Origin of the sequence: Pseudonocardia sp. T1-2H (assembly GCF_038039215.1) — a bacterium.
Lineage (GTDB): Bacteria > Actinomycetota > Actinomycetes > Mycobacteriales > Pseudonocardiaceae > Pseudonocardia.
Genome location: NZ_JBBPCL010000001.1, coordinates 273,681 through 294,311, shown reverse-complemented (window position 1 = coordinate 294,311; position 20,631 = coordinate 273,681). Strand labels below are relative to the sequence as shown.

The following is a 20,631-nucleotide window of genomic DNA, read 5'->3' as shown; positions in this document are numbered from 1 at the left end:
CCTGACCACCACCACCCCCACCCACCACTGGAAAAAACCCAGCGGCGCGGGAGGCGTTAGACGGTCCAGGCCGGGAGCAGCCCGAGAACCACACCGATCACCGGTGTCTCCTCAGGACCCAACAGTGTGCCAAGCCTCGCCGCCCCCCGAAAGGAAACGGCCTGCTGTCTCGTTCAGCATGAATTGGTATTTTGTGTTCCACCCAGCCACCCACCGACCCCAGGCCGGCGAAGCGGATTGTGTGAAAGGAGACCGACCACCCGCGGGGCATACCCACGGCGTCGGTTCAACCTCACCATACGGTGAGCTCCTTAGAAAGGAGGTGATCCAGCCGCACCTTCCGGTACGGCTACCTTGTTACGACTTCGTCCCAATCGCCGGTCCCACCTTCGACAACTCCCTCCCACAAGGGGTTGGGCCGTCGGCTTCGGGTGTTACCAACTTTCGTGACGTGACGGGCGGTGTGTACAAGGCCCGGGAACGTATTCACCGCAGCGTTGCTGATCTGCGATTACTAGCGACTCCAACTTCATGGGGTCGAGTTGCAGACCCCAATCCGAACTGAGACCGACTTTAAGGGATTCGCTCCACCTCACGGTCTCGCAGCCCTCTGTATCGGCCATTGTAGCATGTGTGAAGCCCTGGACATAAGGGGCATGATGACTTGACGTCATCCCCACCTTCCTCCGAGTTGACCCCGGCAGTCTCCCATGAGTCCCCGGCATAACCCGCTGGCAACATGGAACGAGGGTTGCGCTCGTTGCGGGACTTAACCCAACATCTCACGACACGAGCTGACGACAGCCATGCACCACCTGCACACCAACCACAAGGGAAGCCCTATCTCTAGGGATGTCTGGTGCATGTCAAACCCAGGTAAGGTTCTTCGCGTTGCATCGAATTAATCCACATGCTCCGCCGCTTGTGCGGGCCCCCGTCAATTCCTTTGAGTTTTAGCCTTGCGGCCGTACTCCCCAGGCGGGGCGCTTAATGCGTTAGCTGCGGCACAGAGACCGTGGAATGGCCCCCACACCTAGCGCCCACCGTTTACGGCGTGGACTACCAGGGTATCTAATCCTGTTCGCTCCCCACGCTTTCGCTCCTCAGCGTCAGTATCGGCCCAGAGACCCGCCTTCGCCACCGGTGTTCCTCCTGATATCTGCGCATTTCACCGCTACACCAGGAATTCCAGTCTCCCCTGCCGAACTCCAGTGATGCCCGTATCGACCGCAAGCTCAGAGTTAAGCCCCAAGTTTTCACGATCGACGTGACACACCGCCTACGAGCTCTTTACGCCCAATAATTCCGGACAACGCTCGCACCCTACGTATTACCGCGGCTGCTGGCACGTAGTTGGCCGGTGCTTCTTCTCTACCTACCGTCACCCCGAAAGGCTTCGTCGATAGCGAAAGAGGTTTACAACCCGAAGGCCGTCATCCCCCACGCGGCGTCGCTGCGTCAGGCTTCCGCCCATTGCGCAATATTCCCCACTGCTGCCTCCCGTAGGAGTCTGGGCCGTGTCTCAGTCCCAGTGTGGCCGGTCGCCCTCTCAGGCCGGCTACCCGTCGTCGCCTTGGTAGGCCATCACCCCACCAACAAGCTGATAGGCCGCGGGCCCATCCCCAGCCGAAAAAACTTTCCACCACACACCATGCGACATGTGGTCATATCCGGTATTAGACCCAGTTTCCCAGGCTTATCCCAGAGCTGAGGGCAGGTCACCCACGTGTTACTCACCCGTTCGCCGCTCGTGTACCCCGAAGGGCCTTACCGCTCGACTTGCATGTGTTAAGCACGCCGCCAGCGTTCGTCCTGAGCCAGGATCAAACTCTCCAACAAAAACTGGCCCTACAAAAAAATGCCGACCGACGCATCAGGGACGGGGTCCCACGCCGGCCGAACTCATCTGGCACAAAAACCACCAAACAAGAAAACAAGCTCGACACACTGTTGAGTTCTCAAAAGACACCCGCACACCATCACACGCCGCGAGGCGAACATCCGGGGCTTTCCACCACCGTACACCCGCCACGATCCATCGGATCTCAGGGGGTCCCGGTGAGGGAGGCGGCCAGCGGGCCTGTTGACCGGGCCTCCAGGGCCCGTTCTGTCCGGCGTCTCGCTGACAACGAGAAAGTTACGCCCCGGTACCCAACGCCGTCAAATCGCCCCCAAACCCCCGGCCCAAGCACCATCACCCCAGGTCAACGCCCCAACCACGCCCCCGAACCCAGGTTAACAGCAGATTTCGTCCCTTATGACCGCGGTCACTTCACCCCTCCAGCGGTTGCGAACCCGCCAGCCCACGAGGACACGCACCGACGCTCACCAGCAGTTTTGGGATGCAACACGCCTTGAGAAGCCCCGCCACCCTGCCCGAACAGGGCGCGTCGACGAGCACGCGACGACCCGGAGAGACCCGGAAGAGCGCGCTCCCCACCTCGGACGACGGCACTTCCCCTTCGCCACGTCGCAGAGGCTCTGTGCCGCCCGGTGCTGCGCCTACCCCTCGGCCCCCACGCGTCGCCCGCAGTGCCCAGAGGAGTCGCCTCCATGGTTCGCGCCCCGCGCTCGACGCTCGCGTCTCGAGCAGCCGGTATCTGTCGGCGTACGCGTCCCGGGTCGACGGGCACCGGCCCCCACCCGCAGCGCGCACATCGCCATCCGCGCGCACTGCGCGGCCGGACGAGGATCAGCGGCTCACCACCCCCCGGCATGCTCACGATCGACCGGCGCAACTGCGGCAGGGCGGGCCCAACCCGGGAGTGCAGCAGCACCGCCAGCCCGCCCAACGCGGCCAACCTGACCAACCCGGGCTGCGTGGCCGAGCCGGGCTGCGCAGCCAACCCGGGCAGGAGGGGGCAGCGCGGCCAACCCCGCCAGCGGCGAGGATGCGTGGTGCCGGCGCGCACGCTGCTGGTCTGTGCACCACGCCGGTCGACATCGCGCGGTCGCCCGGCACATTCGCGGTCACGGCGTCCGACCCGTACTCCGCAATGTCGCACCGACCCGCCGGCCGATAGAAGATCTTCTTGATTGCAGATTCGCGAGGTCTCATCGCGAATGTCGGAGGGAATCGTCGCGGACCTCCTCAGGGGGCGCTTCCGGCGGCGTCTTCGCAGGCCCGGGCCGTGGACCACCCGAACGAGTGAGCACCTCATGCGGATGCGGGTCGTTGAACTCCACGAGCGTCTCTCATCGGGAACGCCGTGAGCGCGGGGGCGGAAAAACTCACGGACCACCGATGAGAGACGCTCCATTTCGTTCTCGGGCCGGAATTCTCGTGCCCCGGCTACGCGGGGCGTGCCGACCCAGACCCGACCTGCACCCGCAGGCCCCTCACCACGTCGGCGGAGCCGCGGGAGCGGCCGAGAAGTCGCTGAGATGCGGATGCCGGCATCCGAGAGGCGCGGACCGCGCCGTGCCATCGCGGCGTGCCCGGACCGCCGTCTCCAGCCCCCTGCTTCGGCCCGGCAGGCGCGGTGACCCGAACCGAGGCGGACCCCGGACACAGTGCGACCCGGTCGCTCGGGGACGACCGGGCCGCGGTGTGCCTCCCCCGGTGCACGCCCGCTCCCCAGCGGCGCGCAACTTGTAGGCGAACCATGTCTCGTACGGCGCGGCCAGTCCGTTACCGAATCGCCCGCGCGTCGTGCGGGGCGGGCGTCGAGCGATGTCCCTGACCGGCCGGACCCGCTCGCAGGCGTCCCCCGGAGGGATGACGCGGCCGCTACCGGCGACGACGTCCGAGCATGCTCAGGGGTTCCGACCAGTGCACAACGGGAGGAACGCGGAATGCCGGAGACGGTTCCGGGAGCGGACGGCGACAGAGCGGGGAACGGCGCAGCGCCCCGGCCGGTCGTGCTGCTGGTGGAGGACGATCCGGACGTCGCCGCGTACACCGGGACGGCGCTACGGCACCTCGTGGGTGCGAAGGTGGTCGATGCGCGGAGTGCCGAGGTCGCCCTGAGCCGGCTGGCGGACACCGACGTCGACCTGATGGTCACCGACACCGAGTTGCTCCCGGGCGCCGACGGGCTGGAGCTGACCGCTGCCGTCCGCAAGAAGTACCCGCTGCTCCCCGTCGTGGTGCTCAGCGGGCGCGCGACGGTCGACCATGCCGTCGTCACCATGCGGGCAGGGGCGTCGGAGTTCCTGCCGAAGCCCGTCGACCCGGAACGGCTCAGCACGGTCGCGACGGCGCTGATCGAGCAGCGTCGCAGGCGGGTCGCCGCCGAGGCCGTGTCGGTCCTCGCGATCTCGGCGCACCCCGATGACGCCGAGATCGGCGTGGGCGCCACGCTCGCCAAGCACGTCCGGCAGGGCCATTCGGTCACGATGCTGACGCTGTCCGGCGGCGAGGTCGGCGGCGCGACGAGTGCGCGGACCGAGGAGCTGGCCGAGGCCGCGACGGTGATCGGGGCGCGTCTCGTGCACCGGTCGTTACCTGGCCGACGAGATCGGGGTACCCGTCCGCGGGGCGACCCGGCCGTCCCGGCACACCATGGGTGATCCGTAACGTACGGGCCGTGCGTCGAAGCCCCGGTCCCTTCGCGCACGCACCGTTCCGGTGGCTGGTCGCGGCGCGGACGACGTCGTTGCTGGGTAACGGCATCGCGCCGATCGCCCTCGCTTTCGCGGTCCTCGACCTCACCGGCTCCGCCGCGGATCTGGGGCTCGTCCTCGCGTCGCGGTCCGTCGCGACCGTCGTCCTGCTCCTGGTGGGCGGGGTGATCGCGGACCGGCTGCCGCGCCAGCTGGTGCTGGCCGGGTCGTCGGTGGTGGCCGCGCTCAGCCAGGCGGCCGTCGCGGCGCTGGTCCTGACGGGGACGGCGACGGTCCCCCTGCTCGCCGTGCTCAGCGTGGTCAACGGCGCGACCGGGGCGGTGATCTTCCCGGCCTCGTCGGCCCTGACCCCGGACACGGTGCCCACGCCGCTGCTGCAGCGCGCGAACGTGGTGCTCCGGCTCGGGAACAACGGCGCCACGATCCTCGGGGCCGCGGCCGGCGGCGTGCTGGTCGCAGCGCTCGGGCCCGGCTGGGGCTTGGCCGTCGACGCGGCCGGGTTCCTGCTCGCGGCCGCGTTCGCGTCCCGGGTGCGGGTCGACGCGCGGGACCGCGAGCCCGGCACGAGCGTGCTCACCGATCTTCGGGACGGCTGGCGGGAGTTCTCCCGACGGCGCTGGGTGTGGATCGTCGTGGCGCAGTTCAGCGTGGTGAACGCGGCCTTCATCGGGGCGACGACCGTGCTCGGCCCGCTCGTCGCGGACCGGTCGTTCGGCCGGACGGCGTGGGGTGTCGTGGTCGCGGCCGAGTCCGTCGGGCTGGTGCTCGGCGGCCTGCTCACGCTGACCTGGCGGCCGCGGCGGATGCTCGCCGTCGGCGTCGCGTGCACTCTGGTGAGCGCGGCGCCCGCCCTCGCGCTGGGTCTGCGGCCGACGTTCGTCGTGGTCGCGGCGGCCGGGTTGCTGGCGGGGATGGCGATCGAGATCTTCGCGGTGGCCTGGGACATGTCCCTGCAGCAGCACATCCCGTCGGACCGCCTCGCCCGCGTCTACGCCTACGACGCGCTGGGCTCGCTGATCGCGGTGCCCGTCGGTGAGGCGGCGGTGGGTCCGCTCGCGGAGTCCGTCGGGCTGGGGGCGACGCTCGTGGGGTGCGCGATCGCGATCGTCGTCGCGACGGCCGGGGCGCTGGCCAGCCGTTCCGTGCGGGGACTCGGGCGGGTGTCCTGACAGCTCTCCTCGAGCTTCACCGCGCCGAATTCGATCGAGGTCGACGAGTCGATGTCGCTGTCCGCCGGCACGCTCTGACCGCAGACCGTCCGGTTCCGGTCGACCACCCGCTCGCGGCCGGCACCGGTCCGGTCGTGTGAGGTCGTGACGGCGATGGCGAGCTCGTGAGGGACGTCCGGCCCGACGGCGCACGGTCGCCGTGCTGTGGGGCCGAGGGATCACAGCGCCGCGCGGACCCGCGACGCGACGTCGTCGAGATCCCTACGGGAGGCCCGCCGCGACCCCGGGACGAGCCGGAACCGGTCGCCCTTGAACCGCGGGATCACGTGCAGGTGGACGTGGAAGACCTCCTGGCCGGCCGCCTCGCCGTCGGCCAGGAACAGGTTGACGCCCTCGCAACGGACCCCGATCGTCCGGACCACCGCGGCGAGGCGCTGCCCGACCGTGAACACGCGCTGCCCGTCGGCCTCCGACAAGTCCGCGAGGCCCACGCCGTGCACCTTCGGGACGACCAGCAGGTGCCCGGGGTTGACGGGGTTGAGGTCGCAGAACGCCAGCACCTGATCGTCCTCGTGGAGGAGGCTCGCGGGGGCCTCCCGCCGGACGATCCGGCAGAACACGCATTCCATGTCGCTCAGCGTGGCACGGGCTCGGCGTGGAGATCGTGACGCCGGTCCGGACCGCGATCTCCCGGCCGCCCTCGAAGTCCCCGGTCGGTCACGCAACGGGAAGCGGGGCGCCACTCTTCAGCCGCACCGGCCGGCGCATGAGCGTCACGAGCATCGCTGGGCGTTCCTGCCCCGGACCTGCCGGACGGATCCGTAACCGGCGTGACCCGGCGGACAGGGGCACCATGACGAGGATGAGTACACAGCGGAGGAGGGCCGACCGGAGCACGCTCGACCTCCCGGGGACCCGCGGGAACCAGGCCCTGGGCGGGCGCACGTGACCGGCCTACCCGTGCTGCGCCAGACCGTCCTGGACTGCACCGACGCACGTGCCCTCGCCGAGTTCTACCGCAAGCTGCTGGGGCTGAACTACCGGTCGGGTGACGAGCCGCCGGCGCCCGGCGAGCCTGATCCGCGGGGTCGGGACTGGCTGGTCCTGCGGAACGCCCAGGGCGGCCCGCAGCTCGCGTTCCAGCAGGTGGCGGAGCTGCCCGCGGTCAGCTGGCCGGACGGGCCGCACCCGCAGATGCTCCACCTCGACCTGGCCGTCCCGTCCGTCGTGGACCTGGACCGCCAGCACGTCCGGGCGCTCGAGCTCGGCGCGTCGCTGCTGCGGGACCGGGCGGACGACCCCGAGGAACCGTTGCGGGTCTACACGGACCCGGCGGGACACCCGTTCTGCCTGTTCGTCGCGGAGGTCCGGGAGGCCTAGAGCGCCACGACGGCGCTCACTTCTGCTGGGCGCGGGCCGCCTGTTCCTCGGACGCCTTCACGACCTGGATCTGGTCGCCGATCTGCAGGTAGTCGAACCAGGCCTCTGCGTCGGCCGGCTCGAGATGGATGCAGCCGGCCGACGAGCGGGTCGGGCTTCCGCTGTGGAACGCGATCCCGCCGTCCTCGAAGAACACCGACCACGGCATCGGGGCGGGGTCTCCGTTGGGCAGCCGGGACTCCTGGCTGACGTGGTCCTTCTCCTTGCGGTACACGCGCAGCGAGTGGCCGACCGGGGTCTCCTCGCCGTTGCCGCCGGAGGCGATGGCGACCGGGCCCCGGATGACGTTCCCGTCCTGGATCAACCAGGCCCGCTGCGAATCGAGGTCGACGCACGACTTCGCGCTGACCGAGCAGGGTGTGTCCGGTACGAGCGGCTGCGCGCGGGCGGCCTGCGCGGCCGGGCTGTCGGCCCACGCCTCCCCCGCCAGTACCGCGCTGACCAGGAGGAACACCCCTGTCCCCACCGCGGCCGCCGACCTGCCCCTGAGCCGCATCCCCACGCGTCCCGCTCCTCACCGTCACGCGGCGCCACCGGCGGCCGCGGTCGAACTCCTACCTGGAGAACGCCCGTGGGCGGCAGAGGTTGCGGGTCACGGGTCACGGGTTCGACGGGCGGCGAGGTCGCCGAACGGAGTCCCTAGAGGTCCGGCCGGAGGTTCCAGCTCATGGTGACGGTGGTGCCGTCGGCGCGATGGGCCGTGGCGCTGGTGTCGGACAGGGTCTCGATCAGCGGCAACCCGCGCCCGCGATAGGTGTCGTCCGGGTCCGGCTGCTTCCACGTCCCGAAGTCGGTCACGGTCACGGTCACGCTGTGGTCCCGGTGCACGGCACGGACCTCGACCGGACCGCCGGCGCTGTCGCGGTAACCGTGCTCGGCGGCGTTGGCCATCGCTTCGTAGCTGGCCAGGATCACGTCGTCCTGCTGCTCGGGGGCGATACCGAGGGTGCCGACCCATTGCGTCAGGGCGCGGCGTAGCCCGACCAGCTGCTCGGGATCGGCGGGGACCCGGCGGTGGAACTCCTGCTGCCGGGCGTCGTGCGCGGAGCCGTCGGTCATCGTCGGCCGCCGCTGTCGTGGTGCACATAGAGCAGGGCGATGTCGTCGTCGTGGTGGCCGCCGGTCAGCTGCAGGATCAGCTGGTCGCAGGCGGCGCCGGTGACCCGCCCCGTCATCGTGGCCAGTGCCTCGAGGAGCCAGTCGATCCCCTGGGTCAGGTCGCGGGTGCGGCTCTCGACCAGGCCGTCGGTGTAGAGCACGAGATCGGCGCCGCGGGGGAATTCGGTGCGCTGTTCGGGGAACTCGCGTCCGATCCCCAGCGGCTGGGCCATGGCCTCACCGATCTGCTCGAGCCGGCCGCCCGGGCGCCTCAGGATCGCGGGGAGGTGCCCCGCGTTGGCGTAGGTGAGCGAGCCGTCCGGCGCATGGACCGCGTAGAAGCAGGTGACGAAACTCGCATCGGGCAGGCCGGCGGCGAGCTGCGAGACATTGCGGAGCACCTCCGTCGGGGGCTTCCAGCAGGGCGTACGAGCGGATCGCGGTACGGACCTGGCCCATGACCGTGGCGGCCGTGACACCGTGGCCGACGACGTCGCCGATCACGAACGCCGTCGCACCCGACGCCAGCTCGATCACGTCGAACCAGTCGCCCCCGACCTTGATCCCCGTCGCCGCCGGCAGGTACCGGGCGACGATGTCCAGGCCCGATACGTCGGGCACGACCGGGAGCATGCTCCGGGACAGCTCGGTGGCGAAGTTCCGCTCCCGCTCGAACAGGCGGGCGTTGTCGAGCGCGATCGCGGCGTAACCGGCGATGCCCTCGGCCAGCGACTGGTGCCGCTCGGTGAACCGCCCCGTCTCCGGGTGCCCGAAGAAGAACCCGCCGAGCACCTCGCCGGTGGTCGGGCTGAGGACCGGCACCGCGAGGTAGCTGTGGACCGGCAGGTGTCCCTCGGGCATCCCGTAGTAGGGCGCGTTGCGGCCGAAGCGGGCGTCGCTGACGATGTCGTCGCTGCGCATGGTCCCGGCGCCGTCGAACGTCGGCGCGAACACCTCGGTGTTCCGCGGCATCGGGAACCGGGAGAACGCCTCGCGAGGTGCGCCGGAGAGCGTGTACAGGGTGTAGGACTCGCCGAACTGGTTGATCAGGTTGTAGAAGAACGCGCCGAACGCGGCGCCGGTCACCGTCGTCGCGGTGTCCGTGGCGTCCTGCACGACCCGGTCGATGTCCAGCTGGGCGGTGAGCTCCCGGCCGACCGACTGCAGAACGTCGATCACCCCCGCCTCCGCGCGCAGCCGCCGCACCGAGGCGTCCAGGCCGGCCGTCGCCACCCCGACCGCCGACGCCAGAACCGCCTGCAGGCGGGTGACGGGAGATGTCGTGAACACGAGCGTGGAGGTCTCCCCGTCGACGACCGCGACCGCGGCGGCCACCGTCAGGCCGGGCAGCAACTCGGCGAGCGCGGCGTCGTCCGGGACCACCACGGCGAGCCCGTCCCGCTCGCCGGGCAGCAGCGACGACGTCTCCCCGCGTCCGAGACTCCGGACGCCGACCGTGCCGGGTTTCCCGCTGCCGTCGGCGAGGGCACGACGCAGCGCGTCGACCATCTCCTCCCGCTCGGCCGCACGGCTCATCCGCCGGCCAATGCCGCGGAGAGGGTGGGGAACACCGACAGCTCGTCGGTCAGCCGAGTCAGCTCCAGCGGTCGCAGCGTGCGCCGGCCCTCGGCGACGACGCGCAGCTCGGTGCCCCTGGGGACCTGCCTGTGCGCCCGCACCAGCACCGCCATGCCCGCCGAGGCGAGGAAGTCCAGGCCCGAGAGGTCGATGACCACGACGGCGGGCCGCAGGCGCGCCGCCCGCTCGAACAGGTGCTGCAGCTTCGGTGCGAGCGCGAGGTCCAGCGCCCCTGTCACCGTCAGGATCACCGCGGCGTCCGACTCCGTCATCGCCACCGAACCTGCCGCGCTCTCGGCCGCGTGGAACGCAGCGTCACCGATCGACGGGTCAGTCTGCGCCATGCGACACATCCTGCATGCATCGCCCGGAGACGGCACGTCGCCCCGGGCGGTCCGGCAACTCTTCTCCGTCGGCCGCACTGCACGGCCGGTCGCTCCAACTCGTGATCTCGATCAATGAAACGTGGGGCCCGGCAGGTTCGATATCCGGAGTGCTGGCGCGCTCACTCTTCTCGCCGGTTCGACGATTTATGGGTTCGAGGAAAGGCAGTTCGTTGGTCATGCACTCCGGACCGGACCCGCTTCAACAGGAGCGGAGCCCCGAGAGTTGGCCCGCGGGACGCCCGTCACCGGAGGTGATGGACGCCGTGCAGAAGTCCTGCCTGGCGGTGGCGGAGCGGCCGGTACTGCTGGCCGAGGTGTTCTACGGGCACCTGTTCGAGATGGCGCCGTGGCTCCGGCCGATGTTCGCGGCCGACATGACCGACCAGATGCAGAAGATGACCGACATGCTGCTGGCGGCCATCGCGCAGCTGTCGACGGCGGACACCGCCGACCTCGAGGTGCTGCTCTACCGGATGGGCACCGACCACTACGTCCGCCACCAGGTGGAGCCCGCGCACTACGTCTACGTCGCCCACGCCCTCACCCGCGCGGTGCGAGACGTCGCCGGGTTGGAGTACAGCAGCTACCTGAGCTCGGCGTGGATCGCCCTGTGCCAGTGGGTGAGCATGCACATGTGCGCCGGCGCCCGGGCCGCCATGGCCGACGCCCCCGTCGAGAGGCTCGCGTCCGCGCTGCCCAGGCCCCGCACGGACCCCGACGAGGGCCGCCGCGGCCGGCCGTAGCCACGGCCCGTCCGACCGAGATGTCGCGAGCCCCGGGCTCGCCCGCCACACACGCCGTTCCGCGCCCGCGGGAACGAGTTCGCGCGCCCGGCCGACGGGCGGCGACCTTGCGCGGTTGCCCCCTGAACCCGGAGGAGAGCAGTGACCACCCTGGCCGGCACCCCTGTGCACCGGACCGACGAGGCTGTGCACCGGACCGACGAGGCCGTCGTGCCCCGGCAGCCGTCGTCACCTCGGACGCCTCTCGGCCCGCCCGCCGCGCGATGCCCCGTGACCGGCGTACCGGGCGGCGGCGGACGGGACGAGCCGGTCGAGTTCGCCGCCGCCGAGGACTTCCTGCGCCAGTTCCACTCCGAGATCGGCTCCCCCACCGCGTACGACGAGCGCGTCCACGCGGTGCGGGCCGAGATCGACGAGACGGGCACCTACGAGCACACGCTCGCCGAGCTGACCTTCGGCGCCCGGGTCGCCTGGCGCAACGCGGCCCGCTGCATCGGCCGTCTGTACTGGAACAGCCTGCACATCCGCGACCGCCGCAGCCTGTCCGTCCCCTCCGACGTCGCCGCCGAGAGCATCGCCCACCTGCGGGAGTCCACCCGCGGCGGCCGGATCCGGTCGACGATCACGGTCTTCGCCCCCGACCGGCCCGGCCGGCCCGGCCCCCGGATCGTCAACGAGCAGCTCATCCGCTACGCCGGCTACCGGCGGCCCGACGGCGGCGTCCTCGGCGATCCCCGCTCCGTCGACCTCACGACCAGAGCCGTCGCCCTGGGCTGGGACCGCCCGAGCCCGCCCGGGCCCTTCGACGTCCTCCCCCTCCTCGTCACCGACGGGAACGGGGCCACGTCCCGGTACGACGTGCCACGGGACGCCGTGCTCGAGGTCCCGATCAGCCACCCCGAGTACCCGTGGTTCGCCGAGCTCGGCCTGCGCTGGCACGCCGTGCCGGCGATCAGCAACATGCCGCTGGAGATCGGTGGGGTGCGCTACCCCGCGGCTCCGTTCAACGGCTACTACGTGGGCACCGAGGTCGGGGCGCGCAACCTCGCCGACGCCGACCGCTACGACATGCTCCCGACCGTCGCGGCCCGCCTCGGCCTCGACACCACGTCGGCCCGGACGATGTGGAAGGACCGGGCCCTGGTCGAGCTGGTCCGGGCCGTGCACCACTCGTTCGACCAGGCCGGCGTCACCATGGCCGACCACCACACGGAGTCCGAGCGCTTCCTCACCCACCTGCACCGGGAGGAGCGGGCGGGCCGGCGCTGCCCGGCCGACTGGAGCTGGATCGTCCCCCCGATGTCCGCCAGCACCACCCCGGTGTTCCACCGCTACTACGACGAGCCCCGAGCGGACACGAGGCCGGCCTACCTTCCGGTTGACAGCTGACGGCGCTTCCACCGTCACCCTCGATCTGACGTTCGCACATCGCCCGTCGGCAGCGACCGTCACCCGGCCTCCCCGCTGTCGTGATCATGCGGAGAACCGGGCGGTCCTCCCCGCCGGCATGGGCCTGGAAGGTCAGGTGCGCAGGATCATCTCGTCCTCCAGGGCCGTCGAGACGATCTCCCAGCGATGCGACGGTGCAACGAGTACGTGCACCGCACTTCTCGGGAGGAACGCATGGCTCGCGGACTCGACGGCACCCGGATCGCGATACTCGCCACCGACGGGGTGGAACGGGTGGAGCTCGAACAACCCCGTGGCGCCCTCTACGGCGCGGGCGCGGCCAGCGACCTGCTGTCGATCCACCCCGGCGAGATCCAGGCCCGGCAGTTCGACCTGGTCTCGGCGGGAACGTTCTCGGTCGACCGGCAGGTCACCGACGCATCCGTCGACGAGTACGACGCCCTGCTCCTGCCCGGCGGCACGGTCAACCCCGACACGCTGCGGTGGAACCAGGACGCCGTCAACTTCGTCAAGTCGTTCGTGGCCACCGGGAAGCCGGTCGCGGCCATCTGCCACGGCCCCTGGACGCTCGTCGAGGCCGACGTCGTCCGCGGTCACCGGCTCACGTCGTGGCCGAGCCTGCGGACGGACCTGCGCAACGCCGGCGCGGAGGTCGTCGACGAGGAGGTCGTCATCGACGGCCAGTTCACCACCAGCCGCTCCCCCGCGGACCTGCCCGCCTTCTGCGCGGCGATCGTCGAGCAGTTCGCCGGCGCCGGGGTGTCCCGTTAGGAGGCCGGCCGTCGGCGGCCGGACGATCGACCCTCGTGGTGACCGACTGCGGCGCCGAGCGTCTCGCCGCGGCGTACCGCACGCTGGCGTTGAGGTGTTCCTCGGCGACCACGGGCCGGTCGGCCGGGGGCGAGGGCCCGGACGACCTCGTGAGCCCGGTCCCTGCGGCGGTGGCAGGGACCGGGCGGCGCGCTCCGGGCCGCGGCTCGCCTAGGGCACTTCCGCCACCGCGGTGTCGATGCGCGCGGCGAGGTCGATGTCCATCTCGGTGACCGCGTCGATCGACTTCGTCCAGGCGACGAACCGGACGCCGCCCTCGACCGGCTCGACCCGGACGTGGTGGCCGAGCTCCTGCTCCGCCCGGTCCACGCGCTTACGCAGGGGTTCGATCCGCTCCTGCGGGAGCAGCACCGTGCGGGTGATGCGATGGCAGTCACCGGACCAGTCCTCGAGCTCGCGCAACCGGGTGCCCAGCTCGTCGGGCAGGATCCGCCTCGGGTGCCCGGCCACCGCGGCGTCGGGGACCGGCGCCGGCACGAGGAGGGCCGCCAGTCCGGCCGGAAGCTGGGGGCGCAGCCGCTCCGCCAGGTCCGGAGCCTCCGCGGTCAGCTCGGCGAGGACCTGCTCCGCGATCTCCCGGCCGCGCTCCGGCGAGTGGCGGGTGCGGCGTGCGACCTCGGCCGAGAGCTGCTGCGGCTCCGGGGAGACTCCCGGGTACGCATCGGGCTCGGCGTCCTCGACGACCCGCTCGCCCAGCAGACCCGGCAGTGCCGCCGCGTAGTCCGCCCGTTCGGCGTCACCGAGCCGCTCGCCCACGGCGGTCAGCACCGCGGCCGTCGCGTCGCGCGCCTCGTCCGTGTCGGACAGACCGGTGCGACGCCTGACTCCGTCGATCAATGTTGTGTAAGTCGTCACATCCGGCGGGTACCCGCCCGCCACCTGCCGACACGTTCGCCGGGCGCTGCGCGGGTCGCACGGACGGTCGCCGCGGCTGCCGCTCCTCCACCGTCCGGTCGAGGCGAGCGGTCGCTACCCGGGCAGGTACTCCACGTCCGCCGGGGCGTCGGGCAAGGCGCGAAGGTCGGCGACGAGGCGCTCCCGGTCCCGGTCCCGGTCCGCATCCCGCCGAGCGGCACCGCGGGGCGGAACTGGGCGAGGCGGAAGGGGCCGCGTCCGCCGGCCAGCAGGGCGCCGGCAGCGCCGAGGATCCTGCGGATCCGGCTGCCGGGCGCTGCGGTACCCAGTGCGGCGGGAGTGAACAGGCGATCCTCTCCACGAGGTCGATTCCGCTCACCGGGTCGATCTCGAGCCCGCCGAGGGCCTTCGGGGTCCACATCCGGTAGAGCCCGGCTTCGCGCAGCGCGTTCACCGAGGCCTCCGGGAGCCGGCGGATCTGCCCGGCCACCGGTCCGTTCTCCCGCAGGACGGGCTCGATCTTCTCGACGCCCTGGCGCAGGGTCTCGACGTCCGTGGCGGTGTCCATGAGCGGTGGCTCCCCGCGATCTCGGTGCGCCCGGGTCGGTGGCTCCTCTCGCGCCGAGCGCGAGCGGCGAAGGCGCTGCGCCGGACACGAGCCGGTCAGCCGGGATGAGACGCGCCAGGGTCCAGCGCCTCACATCGCCCGTCAACGCGCTCTGCGCAGATGTGCGTATCGGTGTTCTGCCGATAGAAGCGAACCGGGCGCGCCGACCTCGACGGATCCTGCAGCGTGCGCCTCACGGTCGCGCCGCGGTCTCCAGCAGCCGACGCGAACGGCCGCCCTACCGGTCGCCGATGCAACCCAACTCCTGATCGACCGCGTAGCCCGATAGGAGCCAGGAACAAGACCGACCCGGACGTCCTCACGCGACCGAGTGAATTGGTCACGACCGGCCGGTCCGGTGGCTGCGCCGACGGGCTGACCGCGCCGGTCGGCCGGTCCCCTCTCAGGTCCCCGTGTCCGCGGGCTGGTGGAGGCGGTAGAGGTGGGTGTAGCGGTCGTTGCGGGCGAGCAGTTGTGTGGGTACCGGTTTCGGTGATGCGCCCGTGGTCGAGGTAGAGGATCTGCTCGGCGTCGGCGACGGTGCGCAGGTCGTGGGAGATCAGGATCGTCGCGCGCCCGTTCATGAGCCTCCGCAGTGGGGCGAGGATGCGTCGGCCGGCCTCGGCGTCCAGGCTCGTCGTGGGTTCGTCGAGTAGCAAGACGGGGGCGTCGCGGATCATGGTCCGGGCGATGGCGATACGTTGGCGCTGCCCGCTGGAGAGCAGCCGGCCGCGTTGTCCGACCCGGGTGCGGTAGCCCTGGGGTCGAGATTTGTCTTCGAGTGGGCACATGGCGTTGCGGACGCCGCCCAACTGCGATCCCGGTCAGCTGGACTCCACACGTACCCGCCAGCAGCCAATGTCTCGGTCCGGCTATCCAGCTGATGCTCCGGCGGCGGACGTTCCGGTTTTGGTCGGTCTCGGATCGAGGCGCGCGGCATCCGACCGGCTGGGCGTGCTGTCCGGGCTGACTTCACGAAGAACCGTCACGGCGAGTCTCGCCGAGTGCTGCCCGCCTCCTGCTCAGCGAACGACCAAGAAGGCGGGTGGCCTCCTACTGGACCGGTCACGCTCCCGCAGCGCAGCATCAACGCCGCCTGCACCACCCGGTTCCCTCAGGTCTTCCTGCCTCGCTCGCCACGCGCCCGGTCGACTCCCGACGCCGATGCTCGTGCGGCACCCGGCAGCGGCCCTCCATCGGGCGCGGGTGAGGAGGAGCCCCAGGCGGATCCCGTCACGTCCTCTGCCATGAACGCCGCCTTGACATGCAACAGGGCCCCCGGGTCGGCCAGCCGCACGCCGATCAGCTCCTCGATGCGCCGCAGCCGCAGCCCGACGGTGTTCGGGTGCACGAACAGCGCCGCCGCGGTGCGGCTGGTACTCATGCCCTGCTCCAGGTAGGTGCGCAGGGTGGCCACCAGCGAGAGGTCCTTGCGCTCGTCGTAGTGGTGAAGGGGTGCGAGCACGCCGTCGGCGAAGCGGACCAGCTCGCGCGGGTCCTCCAGCTGCAGCAGCAGTCCGTAGACGCCGAGGTCGGGCACCGTCGAGGTCCGGTTGGTCCTGCCGCGCAGCTGCGCGAGCTCGAGCGCGCCGCGCGCGATCCGGAACGCCGAGGCGTAGTCGGACAGCGCGATGCAGCACCGTCCCACCACGGCCGACGCGGTGCCGCCACCGAGCGCCCGCTGGGCGGCCTGCCGGATGGCCTCGGCCGCGTCCGCGGCCCGCGGCCCCGGCCTGCCCTCCGGCCAGAGCACCACCACGTAGTCACCCCAGCTCGTGACGAGCGGCCGCGGTCCCGAGCCGTCCGCGGTCACCTGGGCGATGCCCAGCAGGCGCCGGACGTCGCTCGGCCCGGCTCCCTGCTGCACCTGCCCCCCGGGGCGGTCCGCCTTGACGACCAGCACCGAGTGCGGACGGGTGAGGTCGTGGCCGAGGGACTCCGCCCGCGCGCCCAGCCCCGCCGAGTCGCCGCCGCCCAGCAGGTCGGACAGGACGTCGCCGCGCAGCCGCCACTCCACTTCCAGCGCGGTGCGCTGGCGCAACAGCTCCAACCCGCAGACGACGGCGGCGTGCTCCACCGCGCGCCGGTCCAGCGGGCCCAACCCGGACACCCGGCCGGCGATCCACAGCCGGGCGACGAGCTCGTCGCCGAGCACCACCGGCGCCGTCATCAGCTCGCCGGTGGTGGAGTCGCGCAGCGGTGAGGTCGCCTCCTCCGCCGTGTCGCCCGCCGTGGCGATCGGCGCCGGATCGAGCAGCACCCCCCGGTGCTGGGCGTTGGCCAGCGGCTGGCCCGCCGGGTCGGCGACGAGGACGGGCCGGGCCAGCAGCCGGGCCAGCGCGTCCGCGACGGCCTGCACGCCGCCGGCGCGCAGCGCCACCGCGGTGAGTTCGCGGTGGATCTGCTCGGCCTGCTCCAGCAGCCGGTGCTGGGCGGTCAACGACTGGTTGAGCTGTTCGAGGTCGTCGATCGTGCGGCGTTCACGGTCGCGCAGCCGCGCCGTCTCCAGCGCGATGCCGGCCTGGTTGGCCAAGGTCTTGAGCAGGTCGATCTCGTCGGGGCCGAAATGGTGCACCCCGGTGCGGTAGCAGTTCACCGTGCCCGCCGGCCTGCTGCCGACGAGCAGCGGCACGGCGACGATGGCGCGGTAGCCGTGCTCGCGAGCGAGCCCGGCCCACGGGTCGAACGAGGGATCGGCGGCGAGATCGGAGATCGCGACCGGCTCGGCCGTGCGGAAGGCGCGGCTCGACGGTCCCGAGCTCAGCGGGCCGGACCCGAGCTCGATCGTGTGCTCGGCGTTCACCCTCGCCACGTACTCGGTCGTCAGCCCGTGCGCGCCGGAGATGACCAGCGCGTGCTCGGCGTCGTCGGCCAGCAGCACCCCGGCGGCCTCGTACCCGGTGAGCTCGCAGGCGGTGCGTGCGATCAGGTCCAGCAGCGCCGGCAGCTCCACCGGGGCGTTCACCGCGGCGGCGATGGTGCCGACGCCGGCCAGCCAGCGGCGCACCTCGTCGTGCCGAGTCTCGGTCGTCATGACGCGTAGACTGCCACTGTGTCGATACACAGTGAAATCGACATCTGCTAGCTCTCGACACAGTGTCCCTGTCGCCGCCGTCGGCGAGGCTCGGCGGAACCAGGATCGAGAGGGAGTGCTATGACCGACGACCAGCCACGCGCCATTGTGGTCGGCGGCTCGATGGGCGGGTTGACCGCCGCACTCGTGCTGCGCGAGCTGGGCATGCAGGTGGACGTGTTCGAGCGATCCCCCGAGCTGCTCGACGGGCGCGGCGCGGGGATCGTGCTGCAGCCCGACACCGTCCGGTGGTTCCGCGAGCACGGGGGCACCAGTGCCGTCGACAAGGTGAGCACCGGCTCGTCGCACCTGCGCTACATCGGCGCGGGCGACGAGATCGTCTTCGACGAGCCGAGCACGTGGCGCTTCACGTCGTGGACCACGACGTACAAGGCCCTGCTGGGCGACTTCGGCACCGAGCGCTACCACCTCGGCGAGCACTGCGCAGGCCTGGACCAGGACGCGGACGGGGTGGACCTGCGGTTCGTCAGCGGGCGGCAGGAGCGCGCCGACCTCGTGGTCTTCGCCGACGGCATCTCCTCCACGGGCCGGCGCCGGCTGCTGCCCGAGGTGACTCCGCGGTACTCCGGGTACGTGGGCTGGCGCGGCACGGTGCCCGAGACCGAGGTGAGCGCGTCGACGCACGCCCTGCTGAGCGACTCGCTGGCCTACGCGGTCGCACCGAACACGCACATCTGCATGTACCCGATCCCGGGCAAGGACGGCGGGCGGGCCGTGGGGGAGCGCGAGCTCAACTACGTCTGGTACCGCAACGTGCCCGAGGGGCCGCAGCTCGACGAGCTGCTCACCGACAAGCGCGGCTTCCCGTCGCCGGTGTCGGTGCACCCGGGCCAGGTCCAGGACCGCTTCGTCGCCGAGCTGCGCGCCGCAGCGCAGGAGCAGCTGCCCCCGGCCGCAGCCGAGCTCGTGACGCGCACCGCGGAGCCGTTCATCCAGCCGGTGCTCGACATCGAGGTGCCGCGGATGGCGTTCGGGCGCGTGGCGCTGATGGGCGACGGCGCGTTCGCGGCGCGGCCGCACGCCGCGGCCGGTACGGCGAAGGCTGCCGCCGACGCCTGGGCGCTGGCCGACGCGCTGCGCAGCGCCGACGGCGACGTCGAGACGGCACTGGCGAAATGGGAACCCGGGCGGTTGGAGCTGGGGCGCAGCCTGGTACGGCGGGTGCGCGAGATGGGCCTCAAGTACCAGGTCGACAACACGGCGGATCCCGCGGACCGCTCGCTGCGGTTCGGGCTGTACGGCCCGGACCAGTGACGCGGGCCGATGGGTGAAACCACATCTGAACGCGTCACAACTGTGTACCCACACAGCGGAACGGCCGGAGTCTCGGCGTAGGGTCGGTCCAGATCTCCGGTCGCCGGCCCCCGCGACCGGCAGTAACACGATGATCTCCTCCACGGACAGGCAGGACGGGCGATGAAGCCTCCGAAGTTCATGTATTGCGACCCCGACTCGGTCGAGGAGGCGGTAGCGCTCAAGAGCCGCTACGGCCACGACTCGCTGGTCCTGGCCGGCGGGCAGAGCCTCATGCCGATGCTCAACATGCGGCTGGCCAACCCCGACGTCCTCATCGACATCAACCGGGTCGCCGCTCTGCAGCAGATCACCCGGGACGGCGACGTCCTCGAGGTCGGCGCGGGCGTCCGGCAGTCGGTGCTGGAGAGCGACCCGGCCGTCGCCGCCGCCGTCCCGCTGCTGGGCCTGGCGATTCCCTTCATCGGGCACATCGAGAACCGCCACCGCGGCACGGTGGGTGGCAGCATCGCGCACGCCGACGCGGCCGCCGAGCTGCCGTGCGCCGCCGTCACGCTCGACGCCACCGTCGTCCTGCACGGGACCGCCGGGCGCCGTGAGGTCGCGGCCCGCGACTTCTTCGAGGGCTTCATGACCAACTGCTGCGCTCCCGACGAGCTCGTGGTCGCGGTCCGCTTCCCGGTCACGCCGGCCGCGTCCGGCTCCGCGTTCGTGGAGCACGCCCGCCGGCAGGGCGACTTCGCCCTCGCGGCCTCGGCGGCCGTCGTGGCCCTCGACGCCGAGCGCCGGTTCACCTCGGTCGCCGTCGGTGTCGCCGGCATCGCCGCGACCCCGGTGCGGGCCACCGTGGTGCAGGACGCGCTGATCGGCCAGGCCGCCACCGCGGAGAACATCGCCGCTGCCGCCGCCGCGATCGGCGACACCGTCAGCTCCGCCGACGACATGCACGCCACCGGCGCCTACCGCAGGCACCTCGCCGTCACCGTGGTGAAGCGTGCGATCACCGCTGCGGTCGAGAACGCCGCCGCTGTCGAGAGGAACGGGTCGTGACCAGCACGGAGAACAAGTACGACACCGACACCCGGACCGTGACGCTGCGGGTCAACGGGCGCGAGGTCACTCGCGAGGTGCCCACCCGGCTCACGCTCGCCGACTTCCTGCGCGACGACCTCGACCTGGTCAGCGTGCACCTGGGCTGCGAGCACGGCGTCTGCGGATGCTGCACCGTGCTGCTCGACGGCGGGTCCGTCCGGTCCTGCCTGATGCTCGCCGTGCAGGCCGTCGGCCACGAGGTCGAGACCGTCGAGAGCCTGTCCGCGGACCAGAACAACCTGCACCCGATCCAGGAGGCGTTCGCCGAGGAGCAGGGCCTGCAGTGCGGGTTCTGTACGCCGGCGATGGTGCTGCGTACCAAGGAGATCCTCGCCGACGGCCAGGAGCGCAGCGACGACGAGGTCCGCGACGAGATCTCCGGGATCCTCTGCCGTTGCACCGGCTACCAGAACATCATCAACGCGGTCCAGAACGCCGGCCGGAAGCTCCGTTGCGGAGCCTCCGGAGGCTGCGGCACCGCAGGCGACGAGGCGAAGGGGGCCTGACG

General features: G+C 71.4%; 16 protein-coding genes, 1 rRNA gene and 1 pseudogene. 9 read left to right on the top strand and 9 right to left on the bottom strand.

The window, feature by feature from the left end; genetic code table 11:
• Positions 1-315: 315 nt before the first annotated feature.
• Positions 316-1,839: ribosomal RNA gene (locus WBK50_RS01495) — 16S ribosomal RNA — on the bottom strand.
• Between the two features lie 1,956 nt (positions 1,840-3,795).
• Between WBK50_RS01495 and WBK50_RS01490 the strand changes: the two genes are divergently transcribed.
• Together WBK50_RS01490 and WBK50_RS01485 are read left to right on the top strand one after the other, a co-directional pair.
• Positions 3,796-4,512 (top strand): response regulator, encoded by a 717-nt coding sequence (locus WBK50_RS01490; RefSeq protein ID WP_341333880.1) that lies wholly within the window; start codon positions 3,796-3,798, stop codon positions 4,510-4,512.
• A 17-nt stretch (positions 4,513-4,529) separates the two neighbouring features.
• A complete protein-coding gene (locus tag WBK50_RS01485) occupies positions 4,530-5,735 on the top strand; it encodes an MFS transporter (protein ID WP_341333879.1) in 1,206 nt (401 codons plus the stop codon).
• A gap of 218 nt (positions 5,736-5,953) precedes the next feature.
• On the opposite strand, the gene WBK50_RS01480 is transcribed toward WBK50_RS01485, so the two are convergent.
• Positions 5,954-6,364 carry an HIT family protein gene (locus tag WBK50_RS01480; RefSeq protein ID WP_341333878.1) on the bottom strand — a complete coding sequence of 137 codons (411 nt, stop codon included), beginning with the start codon at positions 6,362-6,364 and terminating at the stop codon, positions 5,954-5,956.
• Positions 6,365-6,680: 316 nt separating this feature from the next.
• Between WBK50_RS01480 and WBK50_RS01475 the strand changes: the two genes are divergently transcribed.
• The gene (locus WBK50_RS01475; protein WP_341333877.1) at positions 6,681-7,115 is read left to right on the top strand and encodes a VOC family protein; all 435 of its coding nucleotides are present in this window, start codon (positions 6,681-6,683) and stop codon (positions 7,113-7,115) included.
• A gap of 16 nt (positions 7,116-7,131) precedes the next feature.
• On the opposite strand, the gene WBK50_RS01470 is transcribed toward WBK50_RS01475, so the two are convergent.
• The 4 genes and pseudogenes from WBK50_RS01470 to WBK50_RS01455 all read right to left on the bottom strand — a co-directional run bounded on the left by WBK50_RS01470 (position 7,132) and on the right by WBK50_RS01455 (position 10,195).
• A complete protein-coding gene (locus WBK50_RS01470) occupies positions 7,132-7,671 on the bottom strand; it encodes a L,D-transpeptidase (protein ID WP_341339251.1) in 540 nt (179 codons plus the stop codon).
• A gap of 143 nt (positions 7,672-7,814) precedes the next feature.
• The gene (locus tag WBK50_RS01465; protein WP_341333876.1) at positions 7,815-8,234 is read right to left on the bottom strand and encodes an ATP-binding protein; all 420 of its coding nucleotides are present in this window, start codon (positions 8,232-8,234) and stop codon (positions 7,815-7,817) included.
• A pseudogene (locus WBK50_RS01460) lies at positions 8,231-9,782 on the bottom strand (PP2C family protein-serine/threonine phosphatase). Before WBK50_RS01460 ends, WBK50_RS01465 begins: the two are co-directional and overlap by 4 nt.
• 23 nt (positions 9,783-9,805) lie before the next feature.
• Complete coding sequence (locus WBK50_RS01455; RefSeq protein WP_341333875.1) at positions 9,806-10,195, bottom strand: STAS domain-containing protein; 390 nt, start codon at positions 10,193-10,195, stop codon at positions 9,806-9,808.
• 296 nt (positions 10,196-10,491) lie between these two features.
• Here WBK50_RS01455 and WBK50_RS01450 point away from each other — a divergent pair, with 296 nt between their 5' ends.
• From WBK50_RS01450 to WBK50_RS01440, 3 genes are all read left to right on the top strand, one after another.
• Positions 10,492-10,980: a globin domain-containing protein gene (locus WBK50_RS01450; RefSeq protein ID WP_341333874.1), complete on the top strand. Its 489-nt coding sequence runs from the start codon at positions 10,492-10,494 to the stop codon at positions 10,978-10,980.
• Positions 10,981-11,250: 270 nt separating this feature from the next.
• On the top strand, positions 11,251-12,369 hold the full coding sequence (locus WBK50_RS01445; protein WP_341339250.1) for a nitric oxide synthase oxygenase: 1,119 nt from the start codon (positions 11,251-11,253) through the stop codon (positions 12,367-12,369).
• Positions 12,370-12,603: 234 nt separating this feature from the next.
• Positions 12,604-13,161, top strand: coding sequence for a type 1 glutamine amidotransferase domain-containing protein (locus WBK50_RS01440; protein WP_341333873.1), 558 nt, complete (start codon positions 12,604-12,606; stop codon positions 13,159-13,161).
• Positions 13,162-13,371: 210 nt separating this feature from the next.
• Here the strand turns inward: WBK50_RS01440 and WBK50_RS01435 are convergent, their stop codons facing one another.
• From WBK50_RS01435 to WBK50_RS01425, 3 genes are all read right to left on the bottom strand, one after another.
• Positions 13,372-14,076, bottom strand: coding sequence for a DUF2267 domain-containing protein (locus tag WBK50_RS01435; protein WP_341333872.1), 705 nt, complete (start codon positions 14,074-14,076; stop codon positions 13,372-13,374).
• A 663-nt stretch (positions 14,077-14,739) separates the two neighbouring features.
• A complete protein-coding gene (locus WBK50_RS01430; RefSeq protein ID WP_341339249.1) occupies positions 14,740-15,474 on the bottom strand; it encodes an ATP-binding cassette domain-containing protein in 735 nt (244 codons plus the stop codon).
• Between the two features lie 323 nt (positions 15,475-15,797).
• Positions 15,798-17,717, bottom strand: coding sequence for a helix-turn-helix domain-containing protein (locus WBK50_RS01425; RefSeq protein ID WP_341333871.1), 1,920 nt, complete (start codon positions 17,715-17,717; stop codon positions 15,798-15,800).
• A gap of 120 nt (positions 17,718-17,837) precedes the next feature.
• Between WBK50_RS01425 and WBK50_RS01420 the strand changes: the two genes are divergently transcribed.
• The 3 genes from WBK50_RS01420 (at position 17,838) to WBK50_RS01410 (ending at position 20,629) form a co-directional block, all read left to right on the top strand.
• A complete protein-coding gene (locus WBK50_RS01420; RefSeq protein WP_341333870.1) occupies positions 17,838-19,031 on the top strand; it encodes an FAD binding domain-containing protein in 1,194 nt (397 codons plus the stop codon).
• 162 nt (positions 19,032-19,193) lie between these two features.
• On the top strand, positions 19,194-20,081 hold the full coding sequence (locus tag WBK50_RS01415) for an FAD binding domain-containing protein (RefSeq protein ID WP_341333869.1): 888 nt from the start codon (positions 19,194-19,196) through the stop codon (positions 20,079-20,081).
• Positions 20,078-20,629, top strand: a complete 552-nt coding sequence (locus tag WBK50_RS01410) for a (2Fe-2S)-binding protein (protein ID WP_341333868.1) — start codon at positions 20,078-20,080, stop codon at positions 20,627-20,629. The genes WBK50_RS01415 and WBK50_RS01410 overlap by 4 nt, the downstream gene beginning before the upstream one ends.
• Positions 20,630-20,631: the final 2 nt, after the last annotated feature.